Annotated in this window: 14 protein-coding genes; 7 read left to right on the top strand and 7 right to left on the bottom strand. The window is 74.0% G+C overall.

Annotated features, from left to right (window positions below):
- Positions 1-221 precede the first annotated feature (221 nt).
- The gene (gene fxsT, locus HNR10_RS28515) at positions 222-2738 is read left to right on the top strand and encodes an FxSxx-COOH system tetratricopeptide repeat protein (protein WP_312889443.1); all 2517 of its coding nucleotides are present in this window, start codon (positions 222-224) and stop codon (positions 2736-2738) included.
- A gap of 87 nt (positions 2739-2825) precedes the next feature.
- Here the strand turns inward: fxsT and HNR10_RS28510 are convergent, their stop codons facing one another.
- Positions 2826-4160 carry an aKG-HExxH-type peptide beta-hydroxylase gene (locus tag HNR10_RS28510; protein WP_312889442.1) on the bottom strand — a complete coding sequence of 445 codons (1335 nt, stop codon included), beginning with the start codon at positions 4158-4160 and terminating at the stop codon, positions 2826-2828.
- Positions 4157-5377 (bottom strand): FxsB family cyclophane-forming radical SAM/SPASM peptide maturase, encoded by a 1221-nt coding sequence (locus HNR10_RS28505; protein ID WP_312889441.1) that lies wholly within the window; start codon positions 5375-5377, stop codon positions 4157-4159. The genes HNR10_RS28510 and HNR10_RS28505 overlap by 4 nt, the downstream gene beginning before the upstream one ends.
- A gap of 539 nt (positions 5378-5916) precedes the next feature.
- Here HNR10_RS28505 and HNR10_RS28500 point away from each other — a divergent pair.
- Positions 5917-7503, top strand: a complete 1587-nt coding sequence (locus HNR10_RS28500) for a hypothetical protein (RefSeq protein ID WP_179828879.1) — start codon at positions 5917-5919, stop codon at positions 7501-7503.
- On the opposite strand, the gene HNR10_RS28495 is transcribed toward HNR10_RS28500, so the two are convergent.
- Positions 7456-7911 carry a GNAT family N-acetyltransferase gene (locus HNR10_RS28495; protein ID WP_246407715.1) on the bottom strand — a complete coding sequence of 152 codons (456 nt, stop codon included), beginning with the start codon at positions 7909-7911 and terminating at the stop codon, positions 7456-7458. The genes HNR10_RS28500 and HNR10_RS28495 overlap by 48 nt on opposite strands.
- Before the next feature lie 152 nt (positions 7912-8063).
- Positions 8064-8900, bottom strand: coding sequence for a hypothetical protein (locus HNR10_RS28490; protein WP_179828874.1), 837 nt, complete (start codon positions 8898-8900; stop codon positions 8064-8066).
- Between the two features lie 204 nt (positions 8901-9104).
- Between HNR10_RS28490 and HNR10_RS28485 the strand changes: the two genes are divergently transcribed.
- Entirely contained in the window at positions 9105-9686 is a 582-nt protein-coding gene (locus HNR10_RS28485; RefSeq protein ID WP_179830014.1) for a class I SAM-dependent methyltransferase, read from the top strand.
- Between the two features lie 57 nt (positions 9687-9743).
- Here HNR10_RS28485 and HNR10_RS28480 read toward each other — a convergent pair whose 3' ends face one another.
- The gene (locus HNR10_RS28480; RefSeq protein ID WP_179828872.1) at positions 9744-10337 is read right to left on the bottom strand and encodes a histidine phosphatase family protein; all 594 of its coding nucleotides are present in this window, start codon (positions 10335-10337) and stop codon (positions 9744-9746) included.
- Between the two features lie 154 nt (positions 10338-10491).
- Between HNR10_RS28480 and HNR10_RS28475 the strand changes: the two genes are divergently transcribed.
- On the top strand, positions 10492-11883 hold the full coding sequence (locus tag HNR10_RS28475) for a hypothetical protein (RefSeq protein ID WP_218898104.1): 1392 nt from the start codon (positions 10492-10494) through the stop codon (positions 11881-11883).
- Between the two features lie 50 nt (positions 11884-11933).
- On the opposite strand, the gene HNR10_RS28470 is transcribed toward HNR10_RS28475, so the two are convergent.
- The gene (locus tag HNR10_RS28470) at positions 11934-12758 is read right to left on the bottom strand and encodes an alpha/beta fold hydrolase (protein ID WP_179828870.1); all 825 of its coding nucleotides are present in this window, start codon (positions 12756-12758) and stop codon (positions 11934-11936) included.
- A gap of 128 nt (positions 12759-12886) precedes the next feature.
- Positions 12887-14428 (bottom strand): HD domain-containing phosphohydrolase, encoded by a 1542-nt coding sequence (locus HNR10_RS28465; protein WP_179828869.1) that lies wholly within the window; start codon positions 14426-14428, stop codon positions 12887-12889.
- Between the two features lie 382 nt (positions 14429-14810).
- Here HNR10_RS28465 and HNR10_RS28460 point away from each other — a divergent pair, with 382 nt between their 5' ends.
- The 3 genes from HNR10_RS28460 (at position 14811) to HNR10_RS28450 (ending at position 17028) form a co-directional block, all read left to right on the top strand.
- Complete coding sequence (locus HNR10_RS28460) at positions 14811-15296, top strand: DoxX family protein (protein WP_179828867.1); 486 nt, start codon at positions 14811-14813, stop codon at positions 15294-15296.
- 1 nt (position 15297) lies between these two features.
- Positions 15298-16113, top strand: a complete 816-nt coding sequence (locus tag HNR10_RS28455) for an SDR family NAD(P)-dependent oxidoreductase (RefSeq protein ID WP_179828865.1) — start codon at positions 15298-15300, stop codon at positions 16111-16113.
- 93 nt (positions 16114-16206) lie between these two features.
- Positions 16207-17028 (top strand): metallophosphoesterase family protein, encoded by an 822-nt coding sequence (locus HNR10_RS28450; protein ID WP_179828863.1) that lies wholly within the window; start codon positions 16207-16209, stop codon positions 17026-17028.
- The last annotated feature ends 34 nt before the right edge of the window (positions 17029-17062 follow it).

The following is a 17062-nucleotide window of genomic DNA, read 5'->3' as shown; positions in this document are numbered from 1 at the left end:
CTGGTCAGCATTAAGGGGCGGACCTGTCCGCCCTTCGCCTTCCGTGGGGTAGTCCAGAAAAGTTCTTCCCGCGACGGTGGACAACTAACCGTGATCACCTACCCTGATATACCCCATCCCCTTTCGTACGCGGACCGCAAGAACACGAGCACCTCGACACCGTCCTCACAGAACGGTAATTCCCCATACCTGTGATGACCGTGTGAATCAGGAGGATTAGCGTGGCCATCACCAAGTCGTCCTTTCCCGGCCCCGCGCTGGGGCCGCTCCCCCCGGTGTGGGGCAGGGTGCCGTCACGCAACAAGAACTTCACCGGCCGCGCGGCGCACCTGGAACAGCTCAACGCCGCGCTCAACAACACGGTGACCGCCGTCCTGCCGCACGCCCTGCACGGGTACGGCGGGGTCGGCAAGACGCTCATCGCCGTGGAGTACGCGCACCAGTTCCGCGGCGACTACGACGTGGTCTGGTGGATCATGGCCGACCAGCCCGGGCTGGTGCGCTCGTCGCTGGCCCACCTGGCACCGCACCTGAACCTGCCCGGGCCCAACGAGGTGGGGATCGACGAGGCAGCCGCCAACGTGCTGGACTCGCTGCGCCGGGGCGAGCCCTACGACCGGTGGCTCCTGGTCTTCGACAACGCGGACGAGCCGGAGGACCTCAAGGACATCATCCCGCAGGGGCCGGGCCACGTGCTGATCACCTCGCGCAACCACCGGTGGCAGGGGGTGGCCGAGGCGGTGTCGCTGGAGGAGTTCTCCGCGCGCGAGAGCGAGGAGTTCCTGCGCAAGCGCATCGGCCGGCCGATCGCGGCGGAGGAGGCCAACGAGCTGGCGGAGGCCCTCGGCCACCTGCCCCTGGCCCTGGAGCAGGCGGGCGCGCTCCAGGCCGAGACGGGCATGTCCGTGCAGGAGTACCTGCGGCTGCTCAAGGAGCAGCCGACCTCGCTCATGGGCGAGGGGAAGCCGCCGGAGTACCCGGCCTCCATGGCCGCCGCCTGGCGCCTGTCGGTGGCCAAGCTCCAGGAGAACCTGCCCGAGGCGATGGACCTGCTGCGCAGTTGCGCGTTCTTCAGCCCCGAGCCCATCCCCCGGGACATCTTCTTCCCCGTGGACGACGGCCGCGTGCGCCCGGAGATGACCGAGTTGATGGCCGACCCCATCCGGCTCGGCCGCGCCATCGCCCAGCTCGGCCGCTACGCCCTGATCCGGCTGGACGCCAACCGCACCATCCAGGTCCACCGGCTCATCCAGGCCCTCGTGCGCGACGACATCCCCCGGCAGGAGCACGAGGCGATCCGCTCCGAGGTGTGGTCGCTGATGAGCGCGGCGGAGGACGAGGAGCGCTACGTCGAACTCCTCCCCCACCTGCGCAGCACACGCATCGCCGAGAGCACCGAGCCCGAGTGCCGCCGGTTCGTGGTGGACGTCCTGCGCTACCTGCACGGCGCCGGCGACCTCGACAGCGCCAACGCCCTCGCCGAGGAGTTCCTGCGCGAGTGGACCTCGGTGTCCGGCGCCGACGATCCCTTCGTCCTGCGCCTGGAGCGCACCTACGCGGGGATCCTGCGCGACCTGGGACAGTACGACAAGGTCCACGAGATCGACCGGGGGCTGCTGCCGAGGATGCGCGAGGTGCTCGGTCCCACCGACAGGGAGACCCTGGCGCTGCTCAACGGCCTCGGCCACGACCTGCGGGTGCGCGGCGACTTCCGCCGGGCGCTGGAGAACGACAACGAGGCGCTGCGCCTGTACGACGAGGCCATGGGCCCGCAGTCGCCGCTCACGATGCGCGCCACCCACAACCTCGCCATCAACTACATGCTCAACAGCGACTTCGGCGGGGCGCGGAGCCTGCACGAACGCGCCTACATGATGGCCAGGCGCCTGCGCGGGGCCACGCCCGCGGACACGCTGCTGGCCTACCAGAACGGCATCGCGCAGGCGGTGCGGCTGGCGGGCGACTACACCGAGGCCTGCGACCTGGGCGAGGACTGCCTGGCCTTCGGCCAGGACAAACTGCAGAGGGACCACCCCGTGACCCTGCGGGTGCAGCTCACCCTGGCGATCTCCCGCCGGATGGCGGGCGAGACCGACGAGGCGTTCGAGCTGGTCCAGGACGTCCACTCGCGGTACCTCAACCGGTACTCGCTCAACCACCCGGAGACGATCGCCGCGGCCATGTGCCTGGCCAACGTCCTGCGCATGCGCGGCGACCTGGTCGAGGCCATGGCCCTGGCCGAGGACACCTACACCCGCTACGAGCGGGTGTACGGCGCCCAGCACCCCTACAACTTCGGCTGCAGCACCAACGTCGCGCTCCTGCACCGGCTGCTCGGGGACCCGAGCCGCGCCAGGTCCATCAACGAGTCGGCGCTGACCGCCCTGGACGAGGGGCTGGGCCGGGACCACCACATCACCCTGGGGGTGGCCGTCAACCTGGCGGGCGACCTCGCGACGCTCGGCGAGACCAAGAACGCGATCCGGCTCGACCGGGGCACCCTGCGCCGCACGCGGGCCCTGCTGAACGAGGACCATCCGCTGGCCCTGACGTGCGCGGCCAACCTCGCCCTGGACCTGAGGGCGGAGGGCGACCCGGGGGAGGTCGCCGAGGCGGAGGCGCTGCACGCGGAGATCCTGCCGATGTTCTCCCGGGTCCTGGGGCGCGAGCACCCGTTCACCCAGGCCGTGTTGGAGGGGCGCCGACTGTCCTACGACTTCGACCCGCCCCTCCTCTGAGCGGCGGAGCGGGCCTCCCGGCCGAACGCCCGGGGCCCGCACGGCCCGCACGGCCCGCCGAGCACGCCTCCCGCGGACGTGCGGGCGTCACACGCCGGGGTTGTCCTCGCGCCAGCGGGCCAGGTGGGCGCGGGCGGCGGCTTCGGTGGCCTCGGTGACCGGGGCCGGGACCGGGTCGGTCTGCCAGGACCGCAGGGTCGCCAGGGTGGCGGCCATGAACCGCTCCCCCGCCGGGGTCAGTGCCCCGGAGGCGAGGACCTCGCGCCCGCCGCCCGCAGCGGCCCGCCGCCAGTAGGCGAACTCCGTCTGGGCCCGGTCCTGTTCCCGCCCCGCGGCGAGCAGCCGCCGGCGGCGCCAGAAGCCCGCCACGCCCAGGTGGGCGTACACCCCCTGGATCAGGCCGCTCATCGGTCTGGCGTCCGGCCGCCAGGGCGCGTAGAAGAGCCGGCCGTCGTCGGGCACGGTCAGCGGCACGAGGTCGGCGAGCGCGACCATCTTGGTGTGCTGCACCTCGTGGGCGAAGGTCAGGGCGAGCCAGAGGGGGTCGGAGGGCTCGGACAGCCCCAGGTTGCCGAAGCAGTGCCGGGCGGTGGCGCTGACCCGCGCCCCCGGGTCGGCCCGCATGGGCGTCAGCGTGCGGACGGTCTCCCCCACTTCCCCGGCGATGGTCCAGTGGTGCTCGACCAGGATCGCCCAGGCCTGCCGCAGCAGGTCGCGCAGCCGCGTGACCTGGTCGGCGGCCAGCCGTGACTCGCGTACGGCCCCGCCCGAGAGCCGGTCCGCGTCCTGGTCGTCCAGGAGCAGGTCCAGTCGCCTCCCGCGGTGTTCGGCGGACAGCCGGCGCAGGGCGTGCCAGTCGCCGGTGTCCTCGTGCGGGTCGTCCGGTATCCGGACGCGGACCCGACCGAGGGACAGTTCGGCCGTGTGGGCGTCCGCCTCGAGGACCGCCTCCTCCTCCGCCCCGCCGGGCCGGAGCAGGGCGCGCCCGAGGCCGGGCAGGGGCGCGGTCGGCCCGTACAGGGGCACGGACACGCGTGCCTCCGTACCGGAACGCACGGCCGTGGCCGCCGCCAGGGCCGACATCGCCGCCACGCGGGGCGGGTCGGTCCGGTGTCCTTCCAGGGACAGGGCGGTGCGCCGGGCCCAGGCCCCCACGGTCGGGTGGCTCAGGACGCGGGCGACGGCGGCGGGGGCGGCCTCCTCTGCGCGCATGAGCAGGTCGTAGGCCGCTCGGGCCCGCTCCGCCAGAGGGTGCTCCCGTGCGATCGCGGCGTCCACGACCTGGCGGACGAGGAGCAGGTGCTTGCCGTACTCCGCCTCGCGCAGGTAGCGGGCGGCCCGGGCGCCCCCGCCACCCCTGGCCAGGGCGTCGAACACCGGCCCGGGCACCGGTCGGCGGATCGGCACGACCGCCGCCGTCACATATCCTCCCGGATCCGGGCCACGTCGGCGGAGACCGCCCGGTGGACGTGGGTGATGAGACGGTACAGGTCCTGGCAGTACACCGAGGGGTTCCGGAAGCCCGTCCCGGCCCGGTAGCGGTGGGGGTAGAGGCCGGCGCCGCACACCCTGTGCACCGGGCAGTCCCGGCACTGCGGGGCCAGGGCGCGCGCACCGATCTGCCGCGCGGCGGTCGAGGGCAGGTACAGGGCGTCGTCGAAGGGGTGGGTGAAGGTGTGCAGGCGGGTGCCGGCGGCGCCCTCGTAGGCGGACTTGAGGCTGTCGACCTGTTCGATGCTGCCGTCGGTCTCCACGACCACGAGTGCGGCCGGGGACAGGCCGATGCTCTCGGTGCGCGAGTGGCTGCCGAGGAGCATCCGGATGATGTCGTGGAACATCCGGATGTCGGTCTCACGCCGGGGCGCGTGGTACCAGCGGTCGAAGAGCGCGATGAGCCAGTCGCCGTAGCCGCGCCCCTCGGGGTCCCAGCCGGGCGGCGGCGCGTCCCAGTTCCCGTGCGGCAGCAGGAAGGCGATGCCGGGCGGGTCGTAGTCGAGCAGCGCCTCGTAGGTGCCGACCGGGTCGGACTCCAGGTCGATGGTGGCCAGCAGGCCGGAGAACAGGTGCCGGTACGCGGGCGCGGTGAGCAGGCGGAGCCCGGCGTCGACCTCGGCGTGGGTCCCGCGCCCGTTGGCGCGGCGGCGGTGCCGGTCGTGGTCGCGCTCGGCGCCGTCGATACTGACGCCCACCCGGATGCCGAGTTCGTCGAAGAGGTCGAGGTACTGGTCGTCGATGAGGACGCCGTTGGTCTGGATGCTCAGGGCCGCCAGCACGTCGGGTTCGGTGGCCTTGCGCAGGAGTTGGGCGGTGGTGCGCAGGTGGTCGTGCCCGACCAGCAGCGGCTCCCCGCCGTGCAGGACGACCTCGACCCGGGAGCGCCCGTGCGCGCGGGCGTGTTCGGCGATGCGTTCCGCGACGCGTTCGACCGTGGGCACGGCCATGCGCCGCGGCTGTCTTCGCCAGCCCTGGTCGGCCATTTCGTACATGTAGCAGTAGTCGCAGGCGAGATTGCACCGGCTGTGGATCTTCAGGACGTACTCGTGAAAGGGAGTGGGCCGCCATCCCTGGGCGAGCAGTTCCCGGACGTCCAGTTCGGTCGGCCACGGGTCGGGGCTTCGCTCTCGGGCACTCGCTGCCACGCCGGTGACCTCCTGGGGAAGGGGAGCAGGCACGATCGCGCGGTCGTGCATGACCTATGTTCTCGTCCCGTGCGCCGGCCAATCTCACTCGCGGGTCGGACCTGCGTGCGCGGTGGTACGAGTGACCTGTCCTCGACAGACACCATGGCCGGACGAACCACACTGTCCGCCTCCCCGGTGTTTCCGCATTCACGCGGACCAAACACCAGCGGCGTCGACCGGATGGCCGGTTTCGGTCACCCGAACTATGGTTGGAGTCCATCCCACGGAGGTAACTCGAGGTGATTCCGGAAAACGGATGATCTCGTTCTCCTGACCTTTGTTCCGCCTTTCTCCCACCGTTACCAGCACTCGCGGAGGACCCCGGGAGAACACCGCGCCGGCCCTGGCCTGTGGGGAGGGCGGCCCCCGGCCGCCGCGCCCGATCCCTCCGGTCGCCCACGGGGCCGGCCCGAACGATTTCGGCGTTCCGCCACGGAGGAGGACCGGACGAGGTTAGTCTGATGCCACATCTGCGACTCACATTCGGTGATGAGAAAATGACTGAGCGCATCTTTTCCGCCGTGCACGACTGCCTCGACTGGGCGCGTGCCCTTGATCCGCCGCTCGCCCCCGACCCCGACGCCCTGCTCTTCGTCCTGACGGCCCACCTCGACGCCGGGTCCCCCGACCCCGCGGACTGGTCGGTCAGCGACGTCGACGACATCGCCCGGACGGTCCAGCACTGGACCGGCCTCGCCGGTGACCTGCGCCCCGCCTGGCTGGCCTGGTGCGACTTCCTGGTCGACACCGGCCGGCTGGTATGCGCCGAGAGCCCGCGCCGCCTGCGCGCCGCCATCGCCGCCGCCGACCTGGAGTCCGACCGCCCCGCGCCCCGCCGCGACCCCGTCGAGGAGGGCGCGCTTCCCCTGCTGCACCGGCTCGGCGCCGGTGAGGACGGCGAGCCCGAACCACTGCGCCCGGTCCTGCGCGCCCGGCCCGGCGACCTCGACGCGGCCGCGCGCTCGTGCGCCGTCCTGGCGGACGCGGCCCGGCTCACGGTCTGGGCCGACCACGGGCTCCGCCTCGACCCCGACCGCGAGGACGACGCCCTCACCCCGGCCGACACCGAGAGGGCCGCCGCCGCGCTGGACCTGGACCCCGCCCGGGTCCGGGAGCTGTTCGCCATCGCCCGCGACGCCGGACTGCTGCGCACGACCTACACCCGCGTCCTGCCCGGCCCCACCGCGCGCGCCTGGGCCGACGGCGAGCCCGGGGCGGTCGCCGACGCCTGGGCGGGCGCGCTGCTGGCCATGACCCGCCTGCGCGGCATGACGGCCTTCCTCGTGCTCACCGACCTGTTCGTCTGCGGCGACCTGCGCACGCCCGCCGAGGTCGTGGACGCCTACGGCCCCGCCGTGGTGCCGGGCGCCCGCGACGCCGACCCGGAGCAGGCGGTGCGGTGCGTGCTGGAGACCCTGGCCGAGCTGGGCGCCGTCGCCCGCGAGGACCACCGGTACCGCACCACACCGCTGGGCGACCACTTCATGGTCGGCCGGCTGCGCCACTCCGGCGCGCACGTACCGCTCGCGCCGACGGTCGGGGCCATGAGCGCGGACGAGGCCCTCACCCTGCTGGAGGAGGGTCGACCGGTGGACACCGCCGGCCTCCTCGAACGCTGGACGGCCGAGCGCGACACCACCACGGCGGCCCGTCAGCTGTGGGAGGCCGGCGCCGCGCCCGAGGCCTGGCGCCGCCGCACCAGGGTCGCCGCCCACCTGTCCGTCCTGGAGGCGGACCTGTTCCCGATGCTGAGCCTGTACACCCACCACCCGGTGCTGGGCGGCTGGGCCCGCCGCCTGCTCGGTGCGGCACCCGAACCGCCCACGTCCCACCAGACGGCGTGGGCGGTCCTGGACGACTACGCGCTCCTGCTCGACGCGGACCTGCCCCTCCCCGCCGGGGACGGGGAGCGGTACGCACCGCACGCGGACGGCTTCGTCCAGGCCGTGTGGCTGACCGGGCACCCGGTCGCCGACGCCGTCCTCGCCCGCTGCGCCGAGGGGGCGCTGGGCCCGGAGGTGGCCGGGGCCGCCCGGTCAGTCCTTGAGCACGAGCTCGTAGGCCAGCAGGTCGACGCCGGGTAGCGGGGACCAGTCGCGCTCGGGCACACGGTGGAAGCCGCGGGCCCGGTACACGTACTGGGCGGAGACCATCGCGGGCTGGGTGGACAACAGCAGACGGGAGACGCCCTCCTGCCGGGCGCGGTCCACGATCGCGTTCACCAGGGCCCGGCCGACCCCGCGCCCGCGCGCCTGCGGTCCCACCGCGAACGCGCGCACCTCCGCCTCGTCGGCCCCGCGGGCGAGTTCGCTCCGGTCCGACCAGGGCGCGAACATGATCGTCCCAAGCAGCTGGTCACCGTCCGCGGCCACCAGGACCTCGCCGTGCCCGTCGGCTCCCAGGAGCCGCAGGGCCTCGGCGTAGGTCGGACTCGCGTCCAGCAGGCGGTCGGCCCGGTAGGCGATCTCTCGCAGGTCGCTGACGGCGGTCATCTCGTCTGGCAGCATTCGACGCACGATCATGGACGACATTCAACCTGATCCGACCGCCGGGGGCGGGCGTTCGCCGCACCTCGGCGGGCCGCTCTCCCACGGGGTGCGCCGAGGTGCCCCGCGGGGGGCGCGGGCGGGGCACCCGGGAGTCCTCAGGTGTATCCGACCGAGCCGCAGCCGTCCTGTTCGCGGGTGTCCTCCAGGTCGTAGGCGTCCTGCTGCCGGCCTCTGGGCTGTTCGCCCTCGGGCCTCTCGTCCGCGTAGGCGGGGGTGAACATGAACTCGTCCTCCAGGCAGTGCGCGGGAGCGACTCCGCGGTACCAGTTCGGCCACGCCTCCAGCGTGCCGTCGCCGAGGTCGTAGAAGGAGACCTCGCCCAGGTGGGTGACGACCAGGCGCGTCGACACCGGGTCGCCGGGGCGGGCGACCGGGTAGACGACGACGTACTCGGTGTGCACGGCCAGGTAGTCCTGGTCGTAGTCGTCCCGGGCCGCCTCGGCCCACATCCGGCCGTCGACGCGGATCTCGTCACCGATCAACTCGGCCGTGCCGGGGGTCAGGTTGAAGGGCAGGTTGCGGCTGTCGAGTGCGGGGTCCTCGTGCCCGAGGTTGTCCATGTACCACTCCCGGGACTGGCCGGTGAGCAGCCCGGTGAACTCGCTGTTGTCCTCGTGGAAGACCGCGTCGGTGTCGAGGTAGACCGTTTCCAGGAGCAGGCGGGCGCGGTCCTGGGCCCACTCCACCTGCTCGGTGGTGAAGTCGCCCTGGGCGGCGGGCTCGGGGGTCTCGAACTCGACGCCGTAGTCGGCGGCGGGGCTCCCGGCGAAGGGGTCGTCGCGGTCGACCTCGTCGAAGTCGACGGCGCCGAAGATGGGGCCGCCCGTCTCCAGGAGGAAGCGGTCGGCCTGCTCCAGGACCTGCGCGCATCCGGTGAGGGTGAGCACGGTCAGGGCGGCCGCGCCCAGGGCGGCGCACGTGCGTGGTGACATGGGGGATGCCTGTGTTCTCTCAGAGTGATTGTGCAAACGTGAATCTTCCGCCTGGTGTTCTATCACCACGCGGGGACAAGCGCGCGTCCGCCCCTCCACCACCGGCCGACGGGCCGAGGAACTGCGGCGACGACGGTGGCCAGGGGGCGGTCCGCTGCCGCCGGCAGGCCGTCCTAGCGTGGGTCCATGACGAACTACGCGTTGATGTACCGCCTGGGCTTCACTCCCTGGGAGCGCTACGGTGCCGCGGGCGGAGCGGAGGTCGGCGCCCTGCTCGACCGCGAGACGGACGCTCGTCCGACCGGCCCGGGGCGGGCCCTGGACATCGGCTGCGGGCGCGGGCAGTTCACGCCCGAACTGGCCCGGCGCGGGTGGCGGGCGGTGGGTGTGGACCTGGTGCCCGAGGCGGTCGAGGCCGCCCGGCGCAAGGGGCCGCCGGAGGTCGCCTACGCCGTGGGGGACGTGACCGATCTCGAGTCGGCCGGCCTGGGGGCCTTCGACCTGTTCCTCGACATCGGCTGCTTCCAGGGCCTCGATGCGGAGCGGCGCGCCGCGGAGGGGCGCGGTGTGACGGCGCTCGCCGCGCCGGGCGCCACCCTGCTGATGCTCGCCTTCGGGCCCTCGCGGTACCGGCGGCTGGTCGAGGGCGTCTCACAGGCGCAGGTCGAGGCCGCGTTCCCGGGGTGGGAACTCCTCACGGTCGACGACGCGGACACCTCCGGCCTGGGGTGGCCGATGAACCGCACCTCACCGAAGTGGTACCGGTTCCGTCGTCCCGCCGGGTGATGCCGCGACTCCCACGGGCGGAGCGCGGTGGGCCCGGGGCGACGGGTTCCGGGGCGTTCAGCGGCCCGTGTTCCAGGACGTGACGACGGGGCGGTCGTGCTCGCGGCCGAGCGTGCTGAGGGTGGCGGTGTCCAGCCGGAACAGCACCCCCTTCGAGGAGGGCAGGCCCAGCCAGCGGGCGGTGAGCACCCGGAGCACGTGCCCGTGCGCCACCAGCACCACGTCGGGTCCCCCGGCGTCGAGTTCGGCCGTGACCAGGGCCAGGACCCGGTCGGCGCGCTCCCCCACCTGTTCCACGAGCTCGCCCGGGTGGTCGGCGTCGCCGGGAGGGACGCCGTCGCGCCACAGGTTCCAGCCCGGGCGGTCGCGCTGGATCTCGGCGGTGGTGATGCCCTCGTAACCGCCGTAGTCCCACTCGGCCAGGTCCGGGTCGACCGCGGTGTCGTGCAGACCCGCAAGCTCGGCGGTGCGCACGGCGCGGGCCAGGGGGCTGGTGACGACGAGGCCGACCTCGCGCTTGGCGAGCAGCGGCCGCAGCGCCTCGGCCTGCGCCTCGCCCTCCGCGGTCAGCGGCAGGTCGGTGCGGCCGGTGTGCCGCCGCTGCCTGCTCCACTCGGTCTGCCCGTGTCTGATCAGCACCAGTTCGCCCATGGCGCCATCCTGCCCCACCCCGGCCCGCCCCATTCGCGCCGGGTCCGGGGCCCCAGGTGATTCTTGGCCCGATCCTGGCGAAACCGCCCCACGGGCCCGCACCGGGGCGATAGAAGGAGGGGAACCGCCGTGCCATCAGAATCCGGGAGGCCCCATGCCCGCGCACGAGCCGCCCGCCCCGGGCCACCGCCAGGTCTCCGCGAGGCCTGTGTCACTGCCGCCCCCGCAGGAGCTCGCCCACGCGGCCCTGCGCACCGCCCTGTTGCGCGACGCCCTGGGCCTGGCCCTGTGGTGCGCCCCCACCACACGGGTCACACCGCACGGGCTCCCCGCCCTCGCGGACGTGCGCGACGCGGTCGAGAGGCTCGACCTGTGGCCGCACTCCCTCGCCCACTCCCCCGACCGCCGGACCGCGTGGCTGGAGCGCGCGTCCGCCGGCGGCGACGTCGTCGACTTCGTGGTGCCCTGGGAGACGGCCGTGGGACTGGGCCTGGTGGTACTGGACGACGGACTCGCGCGGCCCCGCCCCGACCTGCGCGACCTGGCCCGCGCTCCCGAGCCCGTGCTGGGCTGGTGGGTCCGCGTCTTCGAGAACACCTTCGAGTACGCGCGGGGCGACAGCGAGGGCGGCTCCGCCCCCGAACCGGGCACCTCCGGGCCCGAGCTGCTGCCGCACGTGCTGCGCTACCTGTACGAGGCGCCCGACGGGTGCAGGGCGCCGCTGGACACCCTCGTGCGCGAGGTCCTGCTCGCCCCCGGGACGGTCAGCACGCTGCCCGAGCGCCTGCGCCCCCACGCCGAGGACCTGCTCCTGCACGCGCTGCGCCAACTGGCGACGACCGGCGCCGTCCTCCTGCCCACGCCCGCCGACACCGGCGACGGCCCCGTCGTCGTGCTCACGCCGCTGGGCCGGTACGGGGTGCGCCGCCTGCTCCAGGAGGTCGGTGTGTCCGCTCCGCTCATCGGCGACCTGGCCGACGCCGACGCGGCGGAGTTCCTCGACACGCTGGCCACCCTGTCCGCCGAGGGCCGACTCTCCGCGATCGGACCCTGGCTCGACCGGCGCACCCCCGCGCGAGCGCTGCGCGAGATCGCGTCGGTGGCCGCGGACCCCGGCCGTGCCCGGCGCCGGTGGGCGGGCACCACGGTCCTGAGCGCGACGAGTTCGCAGATCGAGCACGAGCTGCGCGCGCTGCTGCACTCCGCGCGGCCGGCGGTGGTGAGCCTGGCCGCCATCGTGCTGCTCACCTCGCGCATGCTCCCCCAGCACGAGATCGACGAGATCATGTCCGAGTTCGGCCCCTGGGTGGTGGTCGACATGTTCGCGGCGTCGATGGCCGGCGGCGAGACGGGCATCCGCTTCCTGCTCGACGCCGACGACAGCGCGGGGATCGAGCGGGTACTCCTGGCCGACCCCGTGCGCCTGTGGGAGTCCGGGCACCCCGACACCGCACGGGTGCTGGGCGCCCTGGCCCGGCACCACCCGGACCCGGAGACGGCCGCGGCGGCGATCCGGGTCCTGGACCGCGGCCCGATGGAGGGCTAGTCGGCCTCGGCCGGAGGTCGCCGTCCGCGTCGGCCCGGCCGAGGTTCTCGTCACTCCCCCGCGTCGGCGAGGAAGGAGTCGACCGCCTCGGCGAACAGCTCCGGTGCCGTGTCCATGGCGATGTGCTGCTGGCCGGGCAGGATACCCACGCGGGCGTCGGGCAGGGTCCGCGCGACCTGCTCTGTACCCGACCGGAAGGGCGCGGGGCTCTCGCCGCCCAGCAGGAGCAGGACCGGCGCGGTCACGGCGCGCACGCGTTGGGGGTCCAGTCGGTAGCCGCCCGAGCTGCGCAGCTCACGGGCGATGGTGTGCGCCGCGGCCGTCCGGTCGTGCCAGGTGGGGAGTGCGCGGATCAGCTCCAGTTCCCGCTCCGGCACGCCCACGACCGTGCGGAAGAAGGAGGCCACCGCGTCACTTCGGCGGCCCTGCGTGAGGAGCGCGTCGAGTTCGTCCAGGACTTCGGGGCGCGCGAGTCCCCCGGCGTCCGCGGGCGGCTCGTAGAGCACGATCCGGCGTGCGCGCGAGGTCAGGGCCGCCGCTCCCAGCACGCACAGTGCGCCGTAGGAGTGCCCCATCACGTCCACGCCGGTTCCGTCGGCCTCGGCCACGGCGTCCACGACCGCGGCCACGTCCTCGTACTCGCGCTCGATGCTGTAGTGCGCGCCGTCACCGCTCAGGCCGCGGCCGCGGCGATCGACGGCGTGCACGGCTCGGCCCGCCTCCAGCAGGGGCCGGACGGAGCCCCAGCGGCGGTGGTCGGCCGAGGTACCGTGCACGACCACGAGCGGCCGTCCGGCGCCGCTGGAGGTGTACCCGATGGACGTGCCGTCGCGCGAGGCAACGCTGTGGGTGGTACTGGCCCGTGTGGTCGTCATGGTGATCATCCCATCTGTGCGCCGGCGCGGACGGTGCCCGCTGTCGATTCCAGCCTGTGCCGACGGCGGCCGGGGCGCATCGGTGGTTCTACCCAGTGCGTGCACCCGGCCCTGGCTCGGGGCGTGGTTCACAGGGCAGGTGCCAGTGCGGGGTGCCGCATGGCGAACATGGCGGCCGCGGCCCGGGTGGAGACACCGATCTTGGTGTAGACGTCCTGCACGTGGTGTTCGGCGGTCCGCGGTGAGACGCCCAGACGGGCGGCGATCTGCCGGTTGGTGAGCCCTTCGCACACCAGGCGCAGGACCTGGACCTGGCGGTCGGTGAGCCCAGCTGGCCAGGCCGTGCGCGCGCCGCCGTCCTGGCCCACGCACGCCAGCACCGCTCCGGCCGCCTCGGCGTCCAACGCGCCCTCGCGCACGTGCTCCCTCAGTAGGGCGGCCGCCTGGTCCGGTTCGAACGCCGGCCGGTGCGGTCGGTCCGAGCGCAGAGCCACGAGCTCGTCGGCCGCGGCCAGGACGCGTGCGGCCGGGGAGATCTGCGCGGCCCCCAGTCCCCGGTGGTAGCCGCCGGCGTCGCAGCGTTCGTGGTGGGCGCCCACGAGTGCGGCCACGTCGGCCAGGGGAGGGCAGCGCCGCAGCAGGCGCTCGCCGTAGTAGGCGTGGAGCCTGACCTGTTCGCGTTCCCCCTCGCGCAGCGGCCCGGGCCGGTCCCACACGCCCGAGGCGATACCGATCCGGCCGAGGTCGTGGGCCCATCCGGCGGTGCGCAGGCGCCCGTCGGCCGCCTCGGGCAGGCCCAGGCGGGTGCCGGCCCGGTGGGCGAGGTCGGCGACCATGGTCGCGTGGCCGTGCAGGTAGGGCGTCTTGAGGTCGACCAGGTCCCCGAAGGCGCGGACCGCCTCGGCCAGCCCCGCCGGGGTGAGCACGCGCACGGGGCCCGGTTCGGCGTCGAGCAGGGCCGGTCCGGGGTCGGCTTCGGCGGCCTCCGCCAGCAACGGGGGTCCGTAGTCGTGGAACTCGGCGACCAGGTCGGGATCCAGGATGGTGCCCGATCGGCGCTCGAGTGCGCCCAGGGCCGCTTCGGTACCGCCGAGCCCGTGGAAGAGGGAGGCGGTGGCCGCCACGTGCGTCACACGCGTGGTGAGGAGGATGTCCTCTCGGGCGAGTCCGAGGGGGCCTCCGCGCCCGTTCCACCACTCGAACATCTGGGAGAGGGCGGCGGCGACGCCGGGCCCGAGTCCGAGCCGGGCCGCCATCTGCGCGGCGACCTCACAGTCGGCGCGGTGGCCGTCCCGGTCGATGACGGGTCCGGCCCTGACGGTGGCCGCGGCCAGTCGCAGGCGGTGCGCGACCCCCTGGCCACCGGAGATGCCCGGGAGGAAGGTGGTGATGATGTCGCGGACGTCGGAGAAGTCGGTGCGGGCACCGGCCTCGTTGACGCGGCGGTCGTCCACTCCGAGCAGCAGGGCGGTCTCATGGGCGAAGGCCGTGCAGCCCACGTGCCGTAGCAGGGCGGTGTGGTGGACGTCGGCGACCTGGGGCGCGGGCAGGTCGAGAACGCGTGCGAAGGCCGTGGCGACCAGGCCGGCGCTCAGCGATGAGCCCGGGCGCCGGGCCATCCCCAGGTCGATGACGAGGGTGAGTCCGCACAGCAGGTCCGCCAGCCGCACGGCGGGGCCGGGGGCTCCTTCGTCTGATCGCCCACCGCGCACGTGCCACCTCGTTCTCCACCGTGGCCGGGGCGTCCCGCTCGTCGCTCGCCCTCGGTCGTGTCCCTCGCGGCATTCCGGGCTCGCGCGGGGCCTTCGGACCACTCCCTGGCCGTACCCACGCGGACGGCCCCGGCCGCACCCCTGGTGTCGCCTTTCACCCTACTTGTGACCCGTGCCACGCAGAAGGTGTGCGCCGTGCCGGGCTCGGGCGACCGCACGGCCCCGGTGGTCGGCGCGGTGACGGCGCCCCTCGGGCGCGCGCATCCGGACAGAACTTTCCATTGACAAGATTCCCGTGTGCTCGTATCTTTCCAATGGAAAGTTAAACGAAGGAGTCGCCATGGAACCCCTCATCACCCTCGTCGGCGTCACCCTGGTCCTGTGGGCCGCCGGAGCGCTCGGCGTCCGCCCGCTGCGCCCGTGGCCGGTCGCCCTGCGCGGCGGCCTGGCGGCGATGTTCACCCTCACCGGCGTGGTCCACTTCGTGGGGATGCGCGAGGAACTCGTCGCGATGGTCCCGCCCGCACTGCCCGCGCCGGAGCTGCTGGTGACGGTCACCGGCGTGCTCGAACTGGCGGGCGCGGCCGGGCTGCTGTGGTCGCGGACCGCGCCCTGGGCCGCGGCCGGGCTCGCCGCCCTGCTCGTGGCGATGTTCCCCGCCAACGTCCACCTGGCTCTGACGGGCACGGACCTGCCACCGCACCAGGAACTCCTCCCGCGCACCGCGATGCAGGTGGTCTTCCTGGCCGCAGCCACCGCCGTCGTGGTCGACCGCCTGCGCGGACGGACCCGGCGGGCGCCGTCGCCGCAGGCCCACGGCGGCTAGGATGCCGGGCATGCCATCATCGGACGACTTCTCCCGTTCCACCTCCCCGTCCCCCGCCCCTGCTCCGGGCGCGTCCCCGTCCGGTCGCGGCGTGCTGGTCACCGGTGCCTCCCGGGGTATCGGCCGCGCCGTGGCCACGGCGTTCGCCGAGGCGGGCGACCGGGTCGCCGTCCACTGCGGAACCCGCCCCGACGAGGCCGAACGCACGCTCGCCGGGCTGCCGGGCGAGGGCCACGTCCTCCTCCAGGCCGACATCAGCGACCCCGACGCCACCGCCGACCTGGTCGAGCGCGCCGCCGCCGCACTGGGCGGGCTGGCCGTACTGGTCAACAACGCCGCGGTGAACCTCGCCCACCCCGTCGCCACCACCTCCTTCGAGGACTGGCAGCGGGCCTGGCGCTCGACCCTGGACGTCAACGTGCTCGGCGCCGCCAACGCGAGCTACGTGGCGGCGCGGCACATGATCGACGCGGGCACGCGGGGCCACATCGTCAACGTCGGATCGCGCGGCGCCTTCCGCGGCGAGCCCGACCACCCCGCCTACGGCGCGAGCAAGGCCGCCCTGCACGCCCTGGGCCAGTCGCTCGCCGTCGCCCTGGCCCCGCACGGCATCACCGTGGCCTCCGTGGCGCCGGGCTTCGTCGAGACCGAGCGCGTGGCCGAGCGGCTCACCCCGCAGGTGCGCGCCGACAGCCCGTTCGGCCGCGTGGCCACACCCCGCGAGGTGGCCTCGGCCGTGCGCTACCTCGCCTCCCCCGAGGCCGTGTGGTCCTCCGGCGCGGTCCTGGACGTCAACGGCGCCTCACACCTGCGCTGAGGCCGCCGCGTCCGCGTGGCCCTCCCCGGCCCGCGGCCCGCCCGCGGCCCGGGGATAGGGTGACCGCACCGGAGTCCGCCGGAAGGGGCGAAGATGAGTCTGGTCGCCATCAGCGACCTCCACGTCAGGCACCTGGAGAACCGCGCCTTCACCGAGGCCCTGCGGCCCGAGTCCGACGACGACTGGCTCCTGGTGGCCGGGGACGTCGCCGAGACCGCCGGCGACATCCTGTGGGCGATGGACCTGCTGAGCAAGCGGTTCTCCACCGTGGTGTGGGTGCCGGGCAACCACGACCTGTGGACGGTGCCCGCCGACCCCGTCCAACTGCGCGGCGAGGCCCGCTACGAGTACCTGGTGAACGCGCTCCGGGACCTGGGCGTGCACACCCCCGAGGACCCCTACCCGACCTGGCACGGCCCCGACGGACCGGTCGTCGTCGCCCCGCTCTTCCTCCTCTACGACCACACCTTCCGCCCCGAGGGCACCAGCACCAAGGAGGAGGCACTGGCGGTGGCCCACGCGTCGGGTGTGGTGTGCACCGACGAGTACCTCCTGCACCCGGACCCCCACCCCGGTCGCGACGCCTGGTGCCGCGACCGCCTGGCCTCCACCCGCGCGCGTCTGGACGCCCTGCCCGAGGACATCCCCACGGTGCTGGTCAACCACTGGCCGCTGGTGCGCGAGCCCACCCGGATCCTGCGCTACCCGGAGTTCGCCCAGTGGTGCGGCACCGAGGAGACCGCCGACTGGCACACCCGCTACCGGGCCCGTGCGGTCGTCTACGGGCACCTGCACATCCCCCGCACGATCGTCGTGGACGACGTGCCGCACATCGAGGTCTCGCTCGGCTACCCCCGCGAGTGGGGTCCGCGCCCGCAGCCGCCGCGGGGACCCCGCCCCGTCCTTCCGGGCTGACCCGGGCCGACTCGGCGGTGCCGGCCCCGGGCGG

The organism is Nocardiopsis aegyptia (assembly GCF_013410755.1).
GTDB classification, from domain to species: domain Bacteria; phylum Actinomycetota; class Actinomycetes; order Streptosporangiales; family Streptosporangiaceae; genus Nocardiopsis; species Nocardiopsis aegyptia.
The sequence above is the reverse complement of the archived record's forward strand: the minus strand, read 5'-3'. Positions and strand labels throughout refer to the sequence as shown.

Bases quoted from the DNA above. Each gene is read 5' to 3' on its own strand.
- HNR10_RS28495 (WP_246407715.1), bottom strand. From the start codon at position 7,911: ATGACCGCCGTCAGCGACCTGCGAGAGATCGCCTACCGGGCCGACCGC.
- HNR10_RS28455 (WP_179828865.1), top strand. From the start codon at position 15,298: ATGCCGGGCATGCCATCATCGGACGACTTCTCCCGTTCCACCTCCCCG.
- HNR10_RS28460 (WP_179828867.1), top strand. From the start codon at position 14,811: ATGGAACCCCTCATCACCCTCGTCGGCGTCACCCTGGTCCTGTGGGCC.
- HNR10_RS28480 (WP_179828872.1), bottom strand. From the start codon at position 10,337: ATGGGCGAACTGGTGCTGATCAGACACGGGCAGACCGAGTGGAGCAGG.
- HNR10_RS28490 (WP_179828874.1), bottom strand. From the start codon at position 8,900: ATGTCACCACGCACGTGCGCCGCCCTGGGCGCGGCCGCCCTGACCGTG.
- HNR10_RS28450 (WP_179828863.1), top strand. From the start codon at position 16,207: ATGAGTCTGGTCGCCATCAGCGACCTCCACGTCAGGCACCTGGAGAAC.
- HNR10_RS28500 (WP_179828879.1), top strand. From the start codon at position 5,917: ATGACTGAGCGCATCTTTTCCGCCGTGCACGACTGCCTCGACTGGGCG.
- HNR10_RS28475 (WP_218898104.1), top strand. From the start codon at position 10,492: ATGCCCGCGCACGAGCCGCCCGCCCCGGGCCACCGCCAGGTCTCCGCG.
- HNR10_RS28485 (WP_179830014.1), top strand. From the start codon at position 9,105: ATGTACCGCCTGGGCTTCACTCCCTGGGAGCGCTACGGTGCCGCGGGC.
- HNR10_RS28470 (WP_179828870.1), bottom strand. From the start codon at position 12,758: ATGACGACCACACGGGCCAGTACCACCCACAGCGTTGCCTCGCGCGAC.